Source organism: Streptococcus dentapri (assembly GCF_042649885.1).
Lineage (GTDB): Bacteria > Bacillota > Bacilli > Lactobacillales > Streptococcaceae > Streptococcus > Streptococcus dentapri.
Genome location: NZ_JBHSAC010000045.1, coordinates 18,432 through 37,917, shown reverse-complemented (window position 1 = coordinate 37,917; position 19,486 = coordinate 18,432). Strand labels below are relative to the sequence as shown.

Genomic DNA, 19,486 nt, shown 5'->3' with positions numbered 1-19,486 from the left:
TTTAGTAAGTTCCTTCTTCACCCTGACTGGTCAAAATAACAGGACCATCTTTGGTAATCACAAATTGATGCTCATATTGGCAGGATAGGCCGCCATCTAGCGTTTTATGAGCCCAACCGGTTTCTACATCCGTATCAATTTCCCAAGTTCCTGTATTGATCATAGGTTCAATGGTCAGAACCATACCCTCTTTCAGACGTAAACCACGGCCTGCTGTTCCATAATGGGGAACCATAGGTTCCTCATGCATGGTAGGTCCAACACCGTGTCCAACTAGATCACGAACAACACCGTAACCACAACTTTCTGCATATTCCTGAATAGCTGCACCGATATCTCCAATACGATTACCGACAACAGCCTTTTCAATACCTCGATAGAGACACTCCTTGGTTACAGCCATCAAATCTTTAACTTCTTGTGACACATTTCCAACAGCATAAGCCCAACAAGAATCAGCTAATCCACCTGCATAATGTTCGGTATATTTTTTCATCTCAGCAACATTATCAAAATCCAACTTGGATACATCCAAAACAGACTTATCAAGCGGCTCACTGAGCACCATATCAATCTTGAGTAAATCACCATCTTTTAAAATATAGTGACGCGGAAAAGCATGAGCTACCTCATCATTTAGCCCACAGCAAGTAGCATAGGGATAATCCATCAGTTGCCCCTCTACACCGATTTGTAGAGGTAGAACATTGCTTTCTTTGCAGCGGCGGCGCACGTATTTCTCAATTTCCCACATATCTAAACCAGGTTTGATAAGATTACGTAGACCAATATGGATATTCGCTAGAAAGTCACCTGCACGATCCATCGCCTCGATCTCACGCGCTGATTTAAGTGTAATCATTTATTTTCTCCTAATGTTAATTGATTTTACCAGCAACAATCGCCTTGCAGACAATGTTATCTTGACAGTAGACCTCGATATCAATAGTTGTACTGCGACGTTTTTTTGTGACAATCTTAGGTTTTAAAACCAGTTGATCATCAATTTGGACAGCTTGTAAAAAGTATATCATCATTTGCTCAATAAAGATATTTTTTTTACTATCTAAAGATAAAGCGCGTAGAGCGGCTTCTTTTAGTATTTCTGCCAGAATACCATTGGTTAGATTACCAGCATTATCAATCATAGCTGGTTCAACCTTGAAACTAAACCCTTCTCGTCCCTGCTTGAGACTAGCAACAATCTGATCACTGATAGTATGAAGGTCCTCGTTATTGGGATCCTGCAAATTTTCCATGACCAATTTACGGGTAATAACCCCCAGTAGATGATGTTCATCATCAACAACGGGTAGCATGGCAAAATCTTCCACTATCATCCGCTGAGCGACCGTTGCCAAACTGTTTTCCGGCTTGGTCGTCACCGGTTTAGTCATAACAGTATTGATAGGGGTCGCTAGGCGTTGATCGGTTACATCTCGCATAGTTACAATACCAGCAGCACACCCTTTCTCATCTATAACTGGATATCGAACATGATTATTTTTCTTAACCAAATGATGGTAATCCCTAACAGCATCCGCTGTGGTCAGATAGCCATATTGCGATTTAGGACTATAGACCTGAGCAACCGTCTTGATATCCGTTTTAATGCGGACATTTGATAGAGCTCGATTAATCATGAACGCTACGGTAAAGGTATCATAGGCCGATACCATGACCGGAATTCCCTGGCGCTTGGCTAGCTCCAGCACCTTATTAGACACTTTAAAACCACCGGTCACTAAAACAGCATTTTTATTTTCAAGGGCCAATAATTGAATCTCCTCACGATCCCCAACAATTAACAAGCCCCCTTTAACCAAATAGCGAACAACATTCTCACGTGTCATAGCCCCGATGGAAAAGCGACTGAATTCGTGCTTGAGACCGGCATGGCCAGCGATAACCTCTGATTCTGAGATGGCAGCAATTTCAGCGTAAGTCAACTTTTCAAGTCTGACCTTGACCTTCTGCTCTATGCGAATAGTTCCGCTGCGAGGCTGAGTTTCAACCAGCCCTCGATTCTCAGCTTCCTTAATAGCCCGATAAGCAGTCCCTTCACTGACCGACAAATGGTTGGAGATACTGCGAACACTGACATGTTTGCCAATGGGAAGAGCCTCCAAGTATTCCAAAATTTCTTGATGTTTAGTCATCTCACTGATCACCTGCCTTTAGATGAAATTCCAGATAATCGCGCATCTTGTGGCTGTAGCGGTCACTCCCCCTGAACTGACGCACCAGCTTAAAACCAGCTTTTTGAGCAACCCTCTGGCTGGCAATGTTTTCCTTGTGAGTAATAATGGATAAAGTCTTGAGTCCAAATTCCTGAAAAGCAAGAAAGGACAACGTCTTGAGACTCTCTGTAGCCAATCCCTGCCCCCAATACTCTTGATTAATAAAATAGCCGAGCTCCGCATAGCCCTTAGACAGATTGAGATTTTCAAAGCGAATCGCGCCCAGCATATGCTGACTGGTTTTATCCTCGATAGCCCAAGTGCCCAGAGGTTCTTTCATAAAATAGTGCACCAAGAGATAATCACTCTCAGAGCGGCTGGCCTGAGTAGGAAATATAAAGGCCAGATTATCAGGGTTATGCGTAATCGCATAAAAATCATTACTATCCTCAAAATTGAAAGGGCGCAACCACAAGCGCTGTGTTTCCAAACGGGAGAATTTACCTAGATTTGTCCAGATATCCATATTATTATAGTACAGTTTTTCCCCTGTCAAGTCAAACGTGACTAAACTTAATCTTCCATCAGCCAATCATAAATTTCTTTAGGAGTACCAAGGGCCATGAGTTCTTGATATTTGACCAGTTCAACAAGTTTCTGATAGATACTACTTTCAGTAATCTCATGCTTTTGAGCGTCCTTATTAACCGTCATCACACCATCATCAATGGTGACAAAATCCAACTCATCGAAAATCTGGATCATTTTCACCAACAAAAGATCAGGAATTTTAAGATAGTCAGCCAGTTCAGTCAATTTATGACGGACATCAAATTCTGGAAATTGGTAGATAGTCTTATAAAGTTTGGTGAACTGTTCCCTTGTGCCATAACCTGTTAAATAATAGGCATTTTTTATTCGATTCTTGAAGTAAATCGCTTGAAAATCCTGATGTGCAAAAAGTTCTTTAAGTCGCTCAGGATCTTCTGGGATATCATCTATAACTACAGTCTGACTATCAAGCCCTTCTGCCAATACTGGAACGTTATCGGGGAAATGTGCATTCTTAGCACGAATATCAATTAACTGAATCCCTTCTACTCGAGCATCAGTCAGCATCAACTGCAGGCTGGTATTGCCATTCCAAACATTGACCGCTAAGGTCACGGCTAGCTCAAGATTGTGAGCTTGGGCAAATTCCTGAGCCAGATGCCCTTGAGAAAAGGCTACAAGGTCAAACTCAGCGCCCTCTTGGGCAATCTTCATTTTGAGGTGAGCCCCGTTTTGTCCCATACTGCGACTCTGCAAGACCTTAAAATGACTGATTCTAAAGACTGGCTTCTTATTGTCCATGCCAAAAGGTGCCAATCTTTCCAAACTTTTAATGGTCTCAAAACTCAGATCTGGCAAGTATAGATCCTCATCAATAGTCAAACTATTTTTGCTGGACCTATCAATTTGCTTGTCAGCAATATAGTCACATAGAATATCAGAGAGTTCTTCTAAATTTTCAACAGGCAGAGTCATACCAGCTGCACCAGCATGACCACCAAAAGCCTCAAAAATCTGACGATGCTCGTCTAAGGCTTCGAAGATATTGACTGCTTCAATTGAACGAGCACTCCCTTTGGCCATCCCATTGTCAATATTAAGAACAATGACAGGTTGATTGATACTTTCCAAGATGCGGCCGGAAACGATGCCTAAAACCCCTGGATGCCAACCTTCTTTAGCCAAAACCTGAACAGGTTTAGTCAGATCCACCATGCCAATCGCTTCATCGTAGATCGTCTGTACAATTTGTTTGCGCTCTTTATTATTCTCTTTTATCATGAGGGCGGTTGTCTGAGCTTTTTCTCCATCAAAGCCTGTCAAAAGTTCGATAGCTGGGTTGGGATCGCCTAAACGTCCCAGTGCATTGAGCATAGGGGCAATTTTAAAACCAACAGTCTCTTCATCCAGCTCCACTGGATCAATATCAGCTACAGTCATCAACTCTTGAAGACCGATACGTTCTGTCTGCGCCAACATCTTCAGCCCATACTTGACCAGAATGCGGTTCTCATCGGTTAAGCTCACCATATCGGCTATTGTACCGATAGCTACCAAATCTAAAAGTTCATTAGGAACACCCTCCAAAAGAGCCGTTGCCACCTTAAAGGCAACACCGCATCCAGCTAAATAAGGAAAAGGATAGGAGTTTTTTGGATGTTCAGGATGTATAATGGCATAGGCATCAGGTAGTTCAGTGGGTAGAGAGTGATGGTCTGTCACGATAACATCGACACCGTTTTCTTGAGCATAGTGAATTGCCTCATGACCTGCCACACCATTATCCACTGTTACAATCAAAGAGACTCCTTCTTGCTCAATAAAGTATTTATAAATACTAAGATTGGGACCATAACCGTCTGTAAAGCGATTAGGGAGATAGACCTGATTCTCGGCTCCTAGCATCTCAAGAGCTTCCTTCATAATAGAGGCTGAGGTCATGCCATCTGCATCATAGTCTCCATAGATGAGAATGGATTCATTATTCTCAATGGCTTGACGGATTCTGACCACAGCCTTGTCCATGTCATGAAAAAGATATGGATCATGAAGTTGGGATAGGTCGGCAGACAAGAAAGCAGCTAGTTTTTCTTGGTTATCAATACCACGTTCAAAAAGAATTTTAGCCGCTGTCTCTCCTAAATTTTCTTTTTTAGCCAGTACCAAAAAGGACTCACTCGGAGTCTTTTCTAATTTATTCCAGTCATACTTTGACGAAATCATTTGTAGTTAAAAACCTTTCTTGATAGAAAATCAGCGAACCCCGGAAAAAGAGTGTAAAATTTTGCAATGGCAGCCATGGCCAAGGGTAGATTGATTTCACGCTTGTTCTTTCCAAGATTTTTTATCATTTTATTAGCCACCTGCTCTGGACTCAAGCTAAAGCGCTCAATAGCCTTAAGATAATTTCCTGATGGGTCTGCTCGATCAAAAAACTTAGTTACAATCGGTCCAGGATTAACGGTGGTTACAAAAACATTTTTTTCAGCTAGTTCCAAACGTAAAGCGTTGGAATAGCCAATTACTGCAAATTTAGTTCCAGCATAGACACTTGCCTTGGCTGTTCCCATTTTACCAGCCATGCTAGCGATATTGATGATATGACCAGCACCCTCTTCTGCCATCTTTTGCCCGATGAGTCGCGAAAAATTGATAGTCGCTAAGGTATTGATATCAAAGTGTTCTCTGATATCTTCTGGTTCAAACTGGTCAAAATCCTTGAACTCGCCAAAACCTGCATTATTGATGAAAACATTAATCGTTCCATAGTCCCGATAGATGTCAGCAACTAGTTGAGCAATCGCTTCATCATCTCTCATATTGACAGCTCTGGGCTCAACATTAGGAAATTGACTATAAAGCTGAGCCAGTCTTTCCTTGCTGCGACCGATTGCTATAATGGTATTATCTTCAGCCGATAAGGTCTTGATTAAGGCTTGGGCCAAATCACCAGAAGCTCCTGTAATAGCGATGATACGTTTCAAATTTCCACCTCTTCTAGGTCCCAAACAATCTTAGAATTATTAAAAATAGTTCTAGCGTCCGCCTCTAATTGGCGGACATCTCGTGATAGGAAACGAGCACTGATATGATTCAGTAAAAGGCGTTGCGCTGAGGCATCTTTAGCAACTTGAGCCGCCTGCATATTCGTTGAATGGCCGTGATTGCGCGCTAATTTCTCATCACCCTTACCATAGGTTGATTCATGAACCAAAATATCAGCACCTAGGCCCAAACGCACACTGGCATGGCACTTTCGAGTATCACCGAGAATAGTAATGACCTTACCCTTGCGCGGAGCGGAAACATAGTTCTTGGCAATGATCTTCGTCCCATTCTCTAAAATCACATCTTTACCGTCCTTAATCTTACCAAAAAGTGGTCCAAAAGGAACACCAGCATCTTTCAGAGCTTGTGCATCTAAGGTTCCTTCCAAATCTTTTTGAACAATACGGTAACCCACACAAAAGATAGTATGGTCCAATTTCTCTGCATAAACCGTAAATTTATCGGTCTCTAAAATTTGCCCGAGCGATTTTCCATCAAATTCATGAAAATGAATACGATAGGGCAGGCGAGTACCGGTCTGTTTTATAGAAGATAAAACCAGACTACGAATACCAATAGGTCCGTAAATATCAATATCTGTCTGCTCTTCACTCGCCTGAAAGGAACGGCTAGCTAAAAAGCCTGGCAAACCTAGAACATGATCCGCATGCAAGTGAGTGATAAAAATTTTTCTGACCTTACGCGGTCGGATATTGGTCTCCAAAATTTGGCGCTGAGTCCCTTCACCACAGTCAAACATCCAGACCTCATCAATTTCATTGAGTAGCTTTAAAACAAGACTAGAGACATTTCTAGCCTTTGCTGGCTGGCCTGCTCCTGTTCCTAAAAATTGTATTTCCATAGTGATTACCAACTGCGCTCAGCTATCAATCCTAAAATAAACAGAACTCACTTCCCTTGCACAGCTGCCTCCCTTTCTTTCTAATCTTTTTCTTTAAAATAAATCGCAAATTCTCTCTGTTGAAAGGCATAGTAAACGGGACCTTCAACTTTAGCTGATAAATCTTCTCCCAATTCTAAAACTTCTTGCGCATTGTAACCTGAAAGTTTAATAATATTCCCTTTTAAACGAACCAAATCTGTCAGCAGTACATCCGTTGATAGATCTTCAACGACCTCCTTATCTTTCTCATCGAAAACTAAGGGTCGCATCTTAATTTGAGAATCTTCCTGATAAATCTTGTAGTGGGGGAAAAGCTTGGCAAGTTCCAGAAGCAATTCACCAGTAATAGTTTCTTTTTTCTCTGAAAAGACAAGAGCCACCTCATCGGCTGACTCATAAACAAAAGCGAAGGATTTACCAGATAAGTTTAAGCGGACAAAGGGCTGATGCTCGTCAAAACTAGGATGGGACTGCAACCAGTTATAGCTTTGAGATAGCTCCAGATAATAAGCTGTCGCAGCCTCAGGCCCTTGCTTTTGATAGATTTCCGAAAAATAGGCATTGAGAACACTAGGAGGAGGCGTTACAAAAAGCAACTGAGCTTCTGGGCTCAACTGCGCTAAAACATTGGTCAAATAAACTTTATCTAAACTCGTGAAACCACCATATTTGAGAGCCAATTCCATCACATCAGTCATAAAATTCTTCCAATCTCCATTTGTTTTTTTCAGCGATAAAACCTGTGATCACTTCATCATCACGTTCAAAATGATAAGGATCAATCAAGGCAATTTTGCTTAACTCATAAAGTTTGTAGAGCTTGTCCTTACTCACCTTAATTGAAAAGGGAAGAAAGATATGCTCAATTTCATCTAAAATCTGTTGACGTAAAGTTTTCCGACTCATTTCATCCTTGAGAGACAAACGAATATTGGGGAAAGCAGTCGTTACGAGATGCTCTGTCTGGTCCATCTTATTGTAAACAGCTAGTCGGGGAATTTCCGACATTCCCAATTCTTTGAGAATATCGACAACAATTTTTTCATGCTCAACATGATTAGGATCACTAGCGTCAATGACATGTAGGAACAAATCCACATTACGGCTCTCTTCTAAAGTCGACTTAAAGGCAGCTACCAACTCAGTTGGTAAATTTTGGATGAAGCCAACCGTATCAGTCAGCGTTGCTTGGAAGCGATCTTTGAGATAAATCTGATGGGTGGTTGCATCCAAGGTAGCAAAAAGTTCATCAGCTTCATACTGCCGATTATCACTTAAGCAATTCATCAAGGTTGATTTGCCAGCATTAGTGTAGCCAATCAGACCAATTTTAAAGATTGATGAATCCATGCGTTTCTTGCGCAGGGTAGACCGATTCTTCTCCACTGTCCTTAACTGACGCTCAATATCAGCAATCTGATTGCGAATAGAGCGGCGATTGAGTTCTAGCTGACTTTCACCCGGCCCACGACTACCAATACCACCAGCCTGACGACTGAGCATGACCCCTTGACCTGTTAAACGTGGTAACATATATTTGAGCTGGGCTAAGTGAACCTGCAGTTTACCCTCATGACTGCGAGCTCTCATGGCAAAAATATCCAAGATTAACTGCATCCGATCAATAACCTTCACCCCAAAAGCTGCTTCTAAATTGGTATTTTGCCGTGGCGTTAGACGATTATTAACAATAACTGTATCAATCTCATCCGCCTCAATTCTAGCGGAAATTTCTTGAAGTTTACCAGAACCAACAAAAGACTGACTATCATAGCGTTCACGCCTTTGACAATAGCTAGTAACAACTTGAGCTCCAGCCGTCTCTGCCAAGCTAGCCAGTTCAGACATGGACATTTCAAAATTATCAGTTTCCTGCAATTCAACACCAACTAAGATCACGCGTTCAGGCTTTGCAGCAGTCTTAATCATAAGCTCTCTTTCCACCTTTTTCTTCCCAGCATTGAATTTTATTATACCATAAATAAGGACAATTTTTCTTGGTTCTATAATTTTTGTGGAAGTGACATCCATGGAAGCAATATAGAACTTTTTGAGTATACAAAAATCCCACATGATGGATAATGAAAAGTAACTAATTCAAAGAAGCATAAAATGAAAGATACACAGAAGCCCAAAGACCATAGAGCAATCGCTATTGATTAATTCTCGGCATGGGCGTCTTCTACTTTCACTTTTTTACCCAACCATTGTAAAATGAAAATCAAAATAAGAGCGACTGGCCAGAGTTTAAGTGGGAAAAAGAGGGAGATAAAGATACCCGCCAGCCACTCCTTTCCTAGTAAGGTAACCGCCAAGGAGAGGCTGACAACCAAAACGACAAAGAGGGGATCGTAGCCTGGCAGGAACTGGGCGAAGGCAAAGCCCTGCAAGATACTAGCAAAGGTAATGGGAAAAATATCCCCACCAGTCCAGCCGGTTTCCAGACAGACCTCTAAAAAGAGCAGTTTGATGAGGGACAAGCCAATCAGGACAAGAGCTGGCAGCTTCATGCCCATATCCACAACCAGATGCATGGCATGCTGGCCAGAAAAGAGCAAGGAGGGAGCAAAGACAGCAATTCCAAAGATAGCAGCTGCACCTATCAAGATTTTCCCAATAAGAGGCATTGACAATTTCCTCAAATGCCTTTTGAGCTTCTTGATTAGCCAGTGATAGGCCTTGCCAAAAAGAAAGCCATAAAGCATCAATGGTAACAGTAAAATTAATTCCTTAACCTGCCACTGACTGTCTCCCAACTTGGTAATAAAAGAAGGCTGCGCCGTCATCCGCATCAGAAGGACAAAAATAATCAGACCATTGATGATGAAGAACAGGCGCTTCTTCTTATCCGTCCCTTTCTGGCTGGCTGGGTAGGTCAAAAGGTATTGACTGGGATGCAAGAGCCTCACTAGCCTATCCTTGAGCGTTCCTTGCTTGAGCTGCTCTGCATTGGCCTCCAGATAACGCAATTTATCCGCCTGCCAAATCGAGTAAGCAATGACTGCGCCCAACAAAGGAGCCTCGGGCCCCACTCCTGCTCCCAAGACAAGGATGATGAGAGCCAGAAGTAGGCTGCGCCAAGTATGGCGGTAGTTGACTGTCTGATGCTCTTTCAGCTCCTCCATCAGCTCATGACTGGTTCTTGGAAGACTGCCCCACTTTCGCTTGAAGGCAAAGACCAAAAGACCGCCAATCAAGAGCAAAAGGCCCTTATAGAGGATGGGAAAGGGCAGAGAATGTCCCCAGCTTTCCCAAAGCAGATGACTGCCAAATTTTTCAGCCATCAAAAAGAGAAAGGCAATCAAGGCAATCAGACTGCTCAGGCAGAAACCAGAAAGCAAGATAATAAGATTTTGTTTTTTCATCACTTCTGATCATCCTCCTGCGGTAAGAGCTTGTTCATTTCCATATAATAGGTCACCACAATCCCTGACAGACAGCCAAAAAAGAGAAGGCCGTAGAGAGCTAGGATAACGCTGACAATTCTGCCAATGGCGGTTGTCACCACAATATCCCCATAGCCTGTAGTAGTCGAGGTAACGAAGCAATACCAAATGCTGTCACCGAAAGTCTTGATGGCTGGTTCGGTAAAAAACAAAATTAAGGCTGCTAAAAAGAGGTAACAGACAAAGGACAGGATGAACTTGGAAAAATGAGTCACCTTGATAATATGCCACAAAACCTGCAGGGGTTTCTTTTTTTTGAAGGTTGGTTTCATAGAATTTTCTCCTAAAAGAGTGGACTCAAGACTCTCAAAACAGCCTGACCAGTCCGCTTAAGCAAGCCTTCTCCCAGCTCATCCAAATGAACCTCTTCGCTGACCGCAAAGGTTTCTTGGTAGTCTTGTTTCAAGTCCTTAAGAGCATCCACTTGATAGAGGAAGGTGCCGCATTCAAAGTGCAGATAGAGACTGCGGTAGTCCATGTTGATGGTGCCGACTACACCAACCTTATCATCTACCAGATAGCTCTTGGCATGGATAAAGCCTGGTGTGTAGCGGTACAAACGAACTCCTGCTTCCAAAAGCGGGCGGAAATAAGATTCGGTCAGGGTGTAGACGGCCTGCTTATCCGGGACTTTTGGTACCACTAAGCGCACGTCCACTCCTCTTTTGGCCGCCATGGTTAAAGCAAGGGTCATTTCATGGTCGATAATCAGATAAGGGGTAAAGATGTAAACATAGTTCTTGGCATTCCAGAGAATATCCATGCGGAAATTAAATAAAGAAGGGTTCCAAACATGGGCAAAAGACCAATCAAGATAATCCAACCAATCTTGTATACCGGATTATCCTTGGAGCTGACTACTGCCAAAATCATGATAAAACTGACAACTCCAAAAATAGCTGTAATAACAGTAGAATAGCTATTAATTGATAGAAAAATAGTAAGAGCCAAACCAGTTGCATAAAGAGCAGGATGGCCCGATAGTCACCTTGTTAAAGAGGAGATTTTTCACTTTCTCCATATTGGAACTTTTCTATCTTATGCTTTTTTAGATTTGAAGTAAAGAATGATAGCTGCAATCCCTTGATAGATAAAGACAAAAGCTATGGTATAGGTCACAAAGATACCTGTCATAAGTGGGTGACCCATCATGATGATACCGGCAATAATTCCTAAAATACCAGTCCAAAGAAGGGTGTTGCCCAACTTCTTGTCCACTTTTTTAACCTGAAAACTCATGATGGTTTTTGAAATACCTGTAAAGAGAGCCCAGAAAGCAAAGATGAAAGGAATAAAGGTCACTTTTTCAAGGAAACTTCCTGAGAAGAGCCAGAAGGACAGCAATACGGTCATAATACCACTAAAAAGATCCCAGCCACTTTTTTCATCTGCTGTAAAGAATTTGATGATTTCAGAAATCCCGTTGATCATAAAGATCAAAGCAAACAAGAAAGCAAAAGATAAAAGACTTAGAGCAGGATTAACCAACAGATATAGACCTGCCAGAATAGATAAAACACCTGCTAAAATGGACAACCATGAATATTTTTTCGACATAATTTTTCTCCTAATATTGTATATAATCTAATTTTCTTTTTATTTCGAGGATAGGCCCTCATACTGGACTTCTAATCATGAATCCCTCCTTTCTCCTTATCGTCTTTTAAAATACCATAAATCATTAAATCCAGTACTTTATTAAGAGTCATTTCGTATTTTTCAGCAAAATCTAATAGATTATTATCCGACTCTGCCAATAAATAGTAGCTTCTGAACAATTGTTGGATAAAAGCCAGATAATCCATGGCCTGAGAATGGCTAATCTGATTTTTAAGAGTGGACTCAGACAGCAACCTTTCTGAAACCTGCTGATTCAACTGTTCAAAGACAGCTTTTTCCTTTTCCACTTCTTCCGCAATTTCCCTTGGAGCTGTCATCCAAGCCTCAAAGAAGACATGACTATGGTAAGGAAAGTCTTTACTAAAACGATGTCGGCGCTCCACATAGTCTGCCAGACTGGGTACATCGCCCGACTCTCCACGAATCATAGACACAGCCTTGTGGAAACTCTCCCTGACACAGGCTAGATAGAGCTCGGTTTTCCCAGAAAAATTGTGATAGAGAACGCCCTTTGAAATACTATGTTTCTTACAAAGTTCATTGATGCCAAAGGCCTTATAGCCTTTTTGGGAAAATTCAATCAGGGCCGCCTCAATAATCCTTTCCTGAGTTAACTTGGTCTTTAACTCTTTTTTCATCCTACTTCTCCTAAATTTTCTTTATTATAGACCAATCAGTCTATAATGTCAAACCAGTTGCACTAAAAAAGAGAAGCCTATGGCTTCTCCTGTTCATATAGCGCTTAAGACTCCTTGCAAATCTCTAACTCCCTCTCTAACTAGCGATACCTATGCCACACGTCCAAGGATTCCTCAGCCATTAAAAGATATCCCCCAAAACCCTATAATGTCACTTGAAATGCCATTTCATCGTAGAACTTGTCAGATAAAGTCTATCTGATGCCTCTTCGTATCGGACTGGGAATTGACTGGTTAATTGTTTAATTATATAACCTCTCTATCTTAAGCGATAGATTTGAATTTCATCTTCATAATTTAATTTCATCAGAAAAAGCACCTCAAAAGTTAGATTTCATCTCTAACTTTTGAGGTGCAATTCAAAGTGTTTGTGTTTATTATTTAAGAGCACTATGATAGCAAGTGATTTTCACGTTTATAAAACATTTCTTGAGCTAGGCGGATGAGCTCTGTGATGAGTTCAGAATAGCCCAACCCCATATTCTCCCAAAGTAGAGGATACATTGACCACTGGGTAAATCCAGGCATAGTATTGAGCTCGTTGAGATAGATTTTCCCTTCTTCTGTCAAGAAGAAATCGCAGCGTGACAAACCACAACCACCAATCGCACGAAAGGCTATTTCCGCATAATATCTCATACGTTTAACAACATCCCCAGAAACATGCGCTGGAATATCCATGGTGATCTTATTATCAATATATTTAGCTTGATAATCGTAAAAAGCAACATCCTTAACAACTTCACCTGGGTATGTTGTTTTCACCTGAGAATTGCCCAAGATACCAACTTCAATTTCACGCGCAACAACACCCTGTTCAATAAGGATACGGCTATCATACTTTAGAGCTAATTCAATAGCTGAATGCAGCTCAGCCCCATTACCAGCCTTAGAAATACCGACAGATGAACCCATGTTAGCCGGTTTGACAAAAACCGGATAACTAAGCTTGCTATCAGTTTCAGCAATCTTAGCCTTCAAATCCTCACCTTCCATATAAGTCACATAGGCTACTTGGGGGACTCCAGCTGATTCTAAAACCTGCTTGGTTGTAATCTTATCCATAGCAACACTAGAAGATAAAATATTAGTTCCGATATAAGGCATCTTCAAAACCTCTAGAAAGCCCTGAATAGAGCCGTCCTCACCCATTGGCCCGTGTAGAACTGGAAAGACAACCGCTCCTTCCTCATAGATATCACTGGGCTTAATACGAGGGCTGATATCAGTTGTGTCGTTCGTCATCAGCTTTTCATCAGCAGCTGGGCAAGTTGTAAATTCCTGTGTCTTGATAAAATCCCCTGTCTGCGTGATAAAATAAGTTTTAACTGAAAACTGCTCATAATCAACCGCCCGCATGACACTTTCGGCTGAAAGCACCGATACTTCACGTTCTGCAGAACGCCCACCATATAGTAAAACTAATGTTTGCTTAGACATAAGTTCTCTTTTCTAACTAAAATATTTTTACCGCTCCCTATCATATCATAATTCAAAAGGACTTTCAAAGGCCACTAAGGCTTAAAGATAGTTTGAAAAGAAAGATAATGTAGCCTGCCAAGATTGCTGACTGTCTGCCAGAAGGTTTTGCCAAGCAAACTTCTTATAACGATTATTAGGTTGATAGGCAACCGTTAACATATGACCGCTGTTTTCTAAAATGAGGGTTTGCAATTCATATTCTTGGGAGGAATAACTTGACTGCCAGCGCCTTTTCAACTGTTCAATAGACTGGACAGCTGGCCAAATTTCATCCTCTTTAGTGCCAATCATAAGTAAATGAGCCTTCACTTTCTCAATCGAAATGAAACTGTTTTTATAATAATGGACAATTGGTCGTCCATAAACCTTTCCCTTGATAAAGTCGCTGAGTGAAAACTTGGTAAAAGGAAGCTCTTTTCCTTTATAAGTCCAAGATGAATGACCTGAATTTTTAAATCTTTTAAGTCCTTCCATGACCGCGCAGGAAGGTGAATTGACGACAAGGCATTTAAAATTTGGTATTACAGAAGCTGCGCACAGAGCCATTTCAGCCCCCTTAGATCGTCCGTAAAGTCCAATACGATTTCTATCTACCTGCGGTAAAGAAATTAAATAGTGTACGCCTTCTTCTACCGTTTCAAGCGCAATACGATCTAAATGAGTTGGTATTCCTGATAAACCAAAATAAGAAAGGGCTAAGGTGACAAAGCCCCTATTAGCTAACAACTGGGCTATATTCTGAGCTTTTTCAATACGTCCATCACTGCCACTCAAAACAATAATGGCCGGAAGATTTTGCCCTTCTTTAGGATAAAAGAGCCTTGCTCTGGTTTTTGAGAAGTTAATGTTTTTAAATTGAACATGTGGCAGTTGATAATAGCGGTGAAATTTATAGTCATCAATTTTTTCGCCTCTCTCATCAAATATCTCTACTAATATCTCAAAATCACGATGTAATGGGATGTCCTCCAAACGCCAAGCTTGTTTACTTTTTTCAACTCTTGCGGTCTACTGTTAAAAAATAGCCCCATATTGCTCTGACCCTGATAAGAGCCTTCCTGACAAATCGTCTGATTAACTGAAATACTCCCTTGATGATCTGAATAATAGTAACCGTAGGACTTCCATGGAATATCACAGTCCAAGGTCATAGGAGCATTGATATTATAATAATTAAACAAGGTCATCTCTATCTTATAGAGTGCCAAAGGTTTAAGTTGACGAATGACAATATCAAATGGGCAGTCTGTCAATTCGTTATCACTGATAATTGTAATGGTCATCAATCCCAGCCTTTCTGGTTCTTTTGATAAAGTTCTTCCCAAACTTTTTCGATCTCAACCATCAATTGTTCTACTCTTTCTATAAAATCATCAGGATAGCCCATCAAAATATTACCCAACTTTTCATTGAGAAAGGCATGCTGTTTATTATGGTAATCATATATTTTCTCACCTTTAGTCGTCAAAATAAGTTTATAGGCACTTTTTTTATCGTCTGAGACTTCTTTCCTAAGATAATCTTTAGCTGTCAGCTTATTGACCAACTGAGTGACCGCACTACGAGAAATCTGACGCTGCTCAGCCAGCTGAAAAAGATGAATATCTGGAAACCGTCCCACCAAAACCAAGATATGAACTTCAGCCATATTTAGGTCACTACCTTTAACATCGTGTTGATACTGCTCAAGTTTCTGATATTTCCTCATGAACTCTCGTAAATGTTGACTGAATATTTCTAATTTTTCTATCATAATATCACCCTATTTTGTTAAGATGCTTAACATATTACTCGCTATAATCTTTTTTGTCAACCCTAGATGAACTGTAAACAAGGCTAAGCAAATCATAACACTGCTCCCGGTAATAGAACAGAAAGGAAAGCGCTTTTATGCAATTAGTTTTTCTGTATTGTATGTGGACTGCTTGTTCAGTGTCCTTATAATAGTTGACATCAAAAGTAGACAGTTTGCACTTTTGGTGTCCGAATGGAATACAAAGTGATCTTTAATCAAGGAGCGTCTATGAAAAGGGACACCGAACTGCTCAAAAAACTTAATTGAGACCAGAGGTTCTGAAATTCAAAAACAGGGAAGCGAGCGTTTGTCAATTCGCACTGTGGCACAAAAATACTGCGTTACCCATGGAACTTCTCTATCTCAACTTTGGCAACAAGAAAGGTTATCTAAAAATCCTGCTAGCAGCTATCTCTCAATTTTTTGAACAGTCCATTATGACAGTCAATCTACTAAAGAAAGGCTGCAGCTTATAGGGTATAATTTTTTTAAAGATTATCCTTATTTCTTTGAAGTTTTATTTATGAATATCCCTTCCACTATATGACTATTTCTAATCAGACTATTGAAGTTAATTTTGGTCTCCCAGAATTCAACAATTTCAAAGCAGTTGCTCTAAAACTAAAAATGCAGAAAAAAAACAGATCGCCACACCGAAGCTGACTGGAAAAAATAGATCTCTCTTTTATAAACTTTTTGTGGCTGAGATAACAATTTATTTTAAAATGGTATATAAAAAACAGCACTCCGTAGATGTACTGCCCCAAAAAGTTAGAGAATAAATCTAACGATTGGGGTGCAGTTCAAGAAAGGCTGCTTTTTATATTTTCTCTTTTAGAGGTGAGATAAACTAGTTATCATGTCAATCGACTATAACTCCGTCCTATTTTCAATCGCCCGTAAGAGGGTTACTTCATCAGCGTATTCAATATCACTGCCAACAGCAAGACCACGTGCAAGACGAGTCACCTTAATGCCAGCTGGTTTCAGAATACGTGAGATATACATAGAGGTTGCCTCACCATCTGCCGTTGCATTGGTTGCAATAATAACTTCTTCCACCTGATCATCTCTTAAACGGTTAATCAACGACTTGAGGTTAATATCATCTGGACCTACCCCATTCATGGGGGAAATCAAACCGTGCAGAACATAGTAAAGTCCCCGGTACTCTTGGATCTTTTCCATGGCTGTCACATCCTTGCTCTCTTCTACTACCAATAAGACGGATTTATCACGAGTTTCATCGCTACAAATAGCACAAGGATCTTCATCTGTCAGATTGCCGCAAACAGAGCAATAGGTCAATTCTCGCTTAGCTGCCAAAAGGTTCTTGGCAAAGTCATTGACATCCTCATCGGACATTCCAATGGTATAGAAGGCTAAACGCGTTGCCGTCTTTGTCCCAATTCCTGGCAGCTTAGAAAAACTATCAATTAGTTTAGCAATAGGGGTTGGATATAACAAATTAGTCTCCTTTTTTATAGAAAGATAACCAGATAAAGAGGCTGAGATAAAATTCAGCCTCTTTATCATCATCAAAATACTTAGCCTTGATTACCACCATACATGGATTGGTAAAGATTTAGGATATCACGGGCAATATATTGGTGGGCCTTAGAATCTGAAGAAGCTGCATGTGGATACATGACGGCAACTGCCACCCTAGTACCGTCGTTGGCTGTTGCATAAGCTACAACATTGAGGTTTACCGTTGCGGTACTATTGCCATTATCATCTGTTGAGAAGGTTTCGGCTGTCCCTGTCTTACCAGAGATATTGATAGATGAACTAGCCATGCTCTTACCTGTAGCATAGGCATCTGAACTATTGACTACATCATGAAAACCTTGTTGAATTAAGCCCATCTGCTCATCAGAGATATTAACTTTGTTGAGAACCTGAGTATCCACCGAACGAGTCAGCTCACCCAATCCACCATCTTCATTATTGCCATAAATACCTGATACTAGATGGGGAGCAATACGACTGCCACCATTGGCAACTGTCGCAGCGTATTGCGCTAGTTGCAATGGGGTATAACTGTCATATTGACCAAAGGCTTCAGTCAAAACATTCCCTGGCTTATAATCATCTGATGTATAACCGGCTGACTCATTTGGCAAATCAATACCTGTTGTCGTTCCCATACCATATTCGGCATAGGTTGCACGCAGAGCTGTCATCGTTGAATCTACATTTTCATCGCTCAGCGTCATTCCTGGGTAATAGTCTTGTCCCATCATTTTGAGAGCCACTTGAACCATGTAAGTATTGGAGGAATACTCTAAGGCTTGCGTTGCTGTAATTGAGCGCGTTCCATTTCCAGTAAACCATGATGTAATAGGGTTAGAGCCATCAACATTGATAGATTGGTCAACTAGTGTTTGATTACCAGAAATAACACCTGATTCCCAACCTGCCGTCAAAGTTGCTCCCTTAACAACAGATCCTGGTACAAAGACGTTGGTGGCTGTTCCCAAAGCATTTGAACTGGTTTCGCCAGTTCCTTTTTCATGTGCAAGCCCTGCCATTGCAAGCACGGCACCCGTATCAGCATTCAGCGCAACCGTATAAACACCTTCGGAATTGGCTGCGGATCCAGAAGCAATTTCCTGACTGTAATACTGATTGAGGATTCCTTCGACACCATTTTGAAAATTCAAATCAATAGTTAGCTTGAGGTTATTTCCCTTGCTTCCTCGGGCAGTGGTTTTGTGACTAACCACATTACCATCATTGTCGACATTGATTTTAGTTGTTGTCCGTGTTCCTTGCAGGTCATCCTCATATTGCTTTTGTAAATAAGAAGTCCCTACACGGTCATTCAAGGAGTAACCCTTAGCTAAATATTCATCAGCACTTTCTTGAGGAAGTCCTGTTTTTTCACTAGAGAGAGTACCAATAATATCTGATAGCGAGGAGGAAGAGGTTGTGACATGCTGATTCCAGTCTGAACCAATACTGATACCATGAAGGTCCGATTTATTAGCCGTGATATAGGCAATCTGATCCTCTGTCAAATCTCCTGTCGTCAGATAAACTGTACTGAAATTAGAAGCCGCATTCATCTGGCTGAAAATATAGACCTGTTTCAACTCATCCTCGGAGTAATCAATTTTGCTATTCGGAACAGCATCAACAGCATTTTTATAAATATCTGATTCCGTCAAACTATTGCCGTAGCTATCATATTTCTTTTTGTCTGGCAGTTTGTCAACAATCGCCTTATAATTATCTGGATCGGCTAAATAATAGTCCTTCTTCTCACGCTTGCTGACCTTGGTTTCAGTCAAATCAACCATTGTTGATAGCTCCTTGGCAACACTGCGAATATCCTCAGCAGTAACTTTATTGCTGCGCGTATAGGTAACAACTGTCTTCTTTTCATTATCAACCAAAGGCTGGCCAGTAGCATCATAAATCTGGCCGCGTTCAGAAGATTGCCTAACCGTGTAAGTTGTCTGCTTATTTAATTTACTGAGATAGAAATCCTTATTACTGACTTGCATATAGGCCAGACGTCCAATTAAAACAGCCAAAAGCATTAAGACTAGAGCAAAAATAATATAGAGACGACTCGTTATACTAGATAAAAATCCAGTTTTTTTTGCTTTCCTAGTCAATGTTTTCTTCTTTTTTTTAGGCAGGACCCTTTCTTTTTTAGATAATTTTGGCAACAGTTCTCTTAATCTCATACTCTCCTCATTTCAAATAATCTATTGCCATTATTTTATCATAATTCAAGGAAAAAAACCTGT

General features: G+C 40.8%; 19 protein-coding genes and 1 pseudogene. All 20 read right to left on the bottom strand.

Going from position 1 to position 19,486, the window contains the following annotated elements; translation table 11 throughout:
• Position 1: 1 nt before the first annotated feature.
• The 20 genes and pseudogenes from ACFOSE_RS05065 to pbp2b all read right to left on the bottom strand — a co-directional run bounded on the left by ACFOSE_RS05065 (position 2) and on the right by pbp2b (position 19,423).
• Positions 2–862, bottom strand: coding sequence for a methionyl aminopeptidase (locus ACFOSE_RS05065; protein ID WP_380431278.1), 861 nt, complete (start codon positions 860–862; stop codon positions 2–4).
• A gap of 16 nt (positions 863–878) precedes the next feature.
• Positions 879–2,159 carry a CBS-HotDog domain-containing transcription factor SpxR gene (gene spxR, locus ACFOSE_RS05060; protein WP_380431276.1) on the bottom strand — a complete coding sequence of 427 codons (1,281 nt, stop codon included), beginning with the start codon at positions 2,157–2,159 and terminating at the stop codon, positions 879–881.
• Position 2,160: 1 nt separating this feature from the next.
• Complete coding sequence (locus tag ACFOSE_RS05055) at positions 2,161–2,706, bottom strand: GNAT family N-acetyltransferase (protein WP_380431319.1); 546 nt, start codon at positions 2,704–2,706, stop codon at positions 2,161–2,163.
• 47 nt (positions 2,707–2,753) lie between these two features.
• Complete coding sequence (gene recJ / locus ACFOSE_RS05050) at positions 2,754–4,955, bottom strand: single-stranded-DNA-specific exonuclease RecJ (RefSeq protein ID WP_380431274.1); 2,202 nt, start codon at positions 4,953–4,955, stop codon at positions 2,754–2,756.
• Positions 4,952–5,716, bottom strand: a complete 765-nt coding sequence (locus tag ACFOSE_RS05045; RefSeq protein ID WP_380431272.1) for an SDR family NAD(P)-dependent oxidoreductase — start codon at positions 5,714–5,716, stop codon at positions 4,952–4,954. Before ACFOSE_RS05045 ends, recJ begins: the two co-directional genes overlap by 4 nt.
• Positions 5,713–6,642: a ribonuclease Z gene (gene rnz, locus ACFOSE_RS05040; protein WP_380431270.1), complete on the bottom strand. Its 930-nt coding sequence runs from the start codon at positions 6,640–6,642 to the stop codon at positions 5,713–5,715. The genes ACFOSE_RS05045 and rnz overlap by 4 nt, the downstream gene beginning before the upstream one ends.
• Positions 6,643–6,722: 80 nt before the next feature.
• Positions 6,723–7,382, bottom strand: coding sequence for a cystathionine beta-lyase (locus tag ACFOSE_RS05035; RefSeq protein ID WP_380431269.1), 660 nt, complete (start codon positions 7,380–7,382; stop codon positions 6,723–6,725).
• Positions 7,375–8,613: a GTPase HflX gene (hflX, locus tag ACFOSE_RS05030; protein ID WP_380431267.1), complete on the bottom strand. Its 1,239-nt coding sequence runs from the start codon at positions 8,611–8,613 to the stop codon at positions 7,375–7,377. Before hflX ends, ACFOSE_RS05035 begins: the two co-directional genes overlap by 8 nt.
• 230 nt (positions 8,614–8,843) lie before the next feature.
• Positions 8,844–10,049, bottom strand: coding sequence for a chloride channel protein (locus ACFOSE_RS05025; protein WP_380431317.1), 1,206 nt, complete (start codon positions 10,047–10,049; stop codon positions 8,844–8,846).
• Positions 10,049–10,402, bottom strand: a complete 354-nt coding sequence (locus ACFOSE_RS05020) for a potassium channel family protein (protein WP_380431266.1) — start codon at positions 10,400–10,402, stop codon at positions 10,049–10,051. The genes ACFOSE_RS05025 and ACFOSE_RS05020 overlap by 1 nt, the downstream gene beginning before the upstream one ends.
• An 11-nt stretch (positions 10,403–10,413) precedes the next feature.
• Positions 10,414–10,953, bottom strand: coding sequence for a phospholipase D-like domain-containing protein (locus tag ACFOSE_RS05015; RefSeq protein WP_380431265.1), 540 nt, complete (start codon positions 10,951–10,953; stop codon positions 10,414–10,416).
• Positions 10,953–11,003 (bottom strand): annotated as a pseudogene (locus ACFOSE_RS05010) (hypothetical protein); the annotation flags it as partial. The pseudogene ACFOSE_RS05010 and the gene ACFOSE_RS05015, both read right to left, overlap by 1 nt.
• Before the next feature lie 165 nt (positions 11,004–11,168).
• Positions 11,169–11,687, bottom strand: coding sequence for an HdeD family acid-resistance protein (locus tag ACFOSE_RS05005; protein WP_380431264.1), 519 nt, complete (start codon positions 11,685–11,687; stop codon positions 11,169–11,171).
• Between the two features lie 71 nt (positions 11,688–11,758).
• Positions 11,759–12,388 carry a TetR/AcrR family transcriptional regulator gene (locus ACFOSE_RS05000; RefSeq protein WP_380431263.1) on the bottom strand — a complete coding sequence of 210 codons (630 nt, stop codon included), beginning with the start codon at positions 12,386–12,388 and terminating at the stop codon, positions 11,759–11,761.
• A 450-nt stretch (positions 12,389–12,838) separates the two neighbouring features.
• Positions 12,839–13,888, bottom strand: coding sequence for a D-alanine--D-alanine ligase (locus ACFOSE_RS04995; RefSeq protein WP_380431262.1), 1,050 nt, complete (start codon positions 13,886–13,888; stop codon positions 12,839–12,841).
• Positions 13,889–13,969: 81 nt separating this feature from the next.
• Positions 13,970–14,902, bottom strand: a complete 933-nt coding sequence (locus ACFOSE_RS04990; protein WP_380431261.1) for an alpha/beta hydrolase — start codon at positions 14,900–14,902, stop codon at positions 13,970–13,972.
• Positions 14,863–15,213, bottom strand: coding sequence for an acyl-CoA thioesterase/BAAT N-terminal domain-containing protein (locus ACFOSE_RS04985; RefSeq protein WP_380431259.1), 351 nt, complete (start codon positions 15,211–15,213; stop codon positions 14,863–14,865). Before ACFOSE_RS04985 ends, ACFOSE_RS04990 begins: the two co-directional genes overlap by 40 nt.
• A complete protein-coding gene (locus ACFOSE_RS04980; protein WP_380431258.1) occupies positions 15,213–15,683 on the bottom strand; it encodes a MarR family winged helix-turn-helix transcriptional regulator in 471 nt (156 codons plus the stop codon). Before ACFOSE_RS04980 ends, ACFOSE_RS04985 begins: the two co-directional genes overlap by 1 nt.
• Before the next feature lie 912 nt (positions 15,684–16,595).
• Positions 16,596–17,192, bottom strand: coding sequence for a recombination mediator RecR (gene recR / locus ACFOSE_RS04975; RefSeq protein ID WP_380431257.1), 597 nt, complete (start codon positions 17,190–17,192; stop codon positions 16,596–16,598).
• 80 nt (positions 17,193–17,272) lie between these two features.
• On the bottom strand, positions 17,273–19,423 hold the full coding sequence (pbp2b, locus tag ACFOSE_RS04970; protein ID WP_380431256.1) for a penicillin-binding protein PBP2B: 2,151 nt from the start codon (positions 19,421–19,423) through the stop codon (positions 17,273–17,275).
• Positions 19,424–19,486 lie beyond the last annotated feature (63 nt).

What these genes read in the sequence shown, in the direction of transcription:
- ACFOSE_RS04995 (WP_380431262.1), bottom strand. Translation starts at nt 13,888, where the DNA reads ATGTCTAAGCAAACATTAGTTTTACTATATGGTGGGCGTTCTGCAGAA.
- rnz (WP_380431270.1), bottom strand. Translation starts at nt 6,642, where the DNA reads ATGGAAATACAATTTTTAGGAACAGGAGCAGGCCAGCCAGCAAAGGCT.
- ACFOSE_RS05065 (WP_380431278.1), bottom strand. Translation starts at nt 862, where the DNA reads ATGATTACACTTAAATCAGCGCGTGAGATCGAGGCGATGGATCGTGCA.
- hflX (WP_380431267.1), bottom strand. Translation starts at nt 8,613, where the DNA reads ATGATTAAGACTGCTGCAAAGCCTGAACGCGTGATCTTAGTTGGTGTT.
- recJ (WP_380431274.1), bottom strand. Translation starts at nt 4,955, where the DNA reads ATGATTTCGTCAAAGTATGACTGGAATAAATTAGAAAAGACTCCGAGT.
- ACFOSE_RS05000 (WP_380431263.1), bottom strand. Translation starts at nt 12,388, where the DNA reads ATGAAAAAAGAGTTAAAGACCAAGTTAACTCAGGAAAGGATTATTGAG.
- ACFOSE_RS05035 (WP_380431269.1), bottom strand. Translation starts at nt 7,382, where the DNA reads ATGACTGATGTGATGGAATTGGCTCTCAAATATGGTGGTTTCACGAGT.
- spxR (WP_380431276.1), bottom strand. Translation starts at nt 2,159, where the DNA reads ATGACTAAACATCAAGAAATTTTGGAATACTTGGAGGCTCTTCCCATT.
- ACFOSE_RS05005 (WP_380431264.1), bottom strand. Translation starts at nt 11,687, where the DNA reads ATGTCGAAAAAATATTCATGGTTGTCCATTTTAGCAGGTGTTTTATCT.
- ACFOSE_RS04980 (WP_380431258.1), bottom strand. Translation starts at nt 15,683, where the DNA reads ATGATAGAAAAATTAGAAATATTCAGTCAACATTTACGAGAGTTCATG.
- ACFOSE_RS05020 (WP_380431266.1), bottom strand. Translation starts at nt 10,402, where the DNA reads ATGAAACCAACCTTCAAAAAAAAGAAACCCCTGCAGGTTTTGTGGCAT.
- ACFOSE_RS05025 (WP_380431317.1), bottom strand. Translation starts at nt 10,049, where the DNA reads ATGAAAAAACAAAATCTTATTATCTTGCTTTCTGGTTTCTGCCTGAGC.
- ACFOSE_RS05055 (WP_380431319.1), bottom strand. Translation starts at nt 2,706, where the DNA reads ATGGATATCTGGACAAATCTAGGTAAATTCTCCCGTTTGGAAACACAG.
- ACFOSE_RS04985 (WP_380431259.1), bottom strand. Translation starts at nt 15,213, where the DNA reads ATGACCATTACAATTATCAGTGATAACGAATTGACAGACTGCCCATTT.
- pbp2b (WP_380431256.1), bottom strand. Translation starts at nt 19,423, where the DNA reads ATGAGATTAAGAGAACTGTTGCCAAAATTATCTAAAAAAGAAAGGGTC.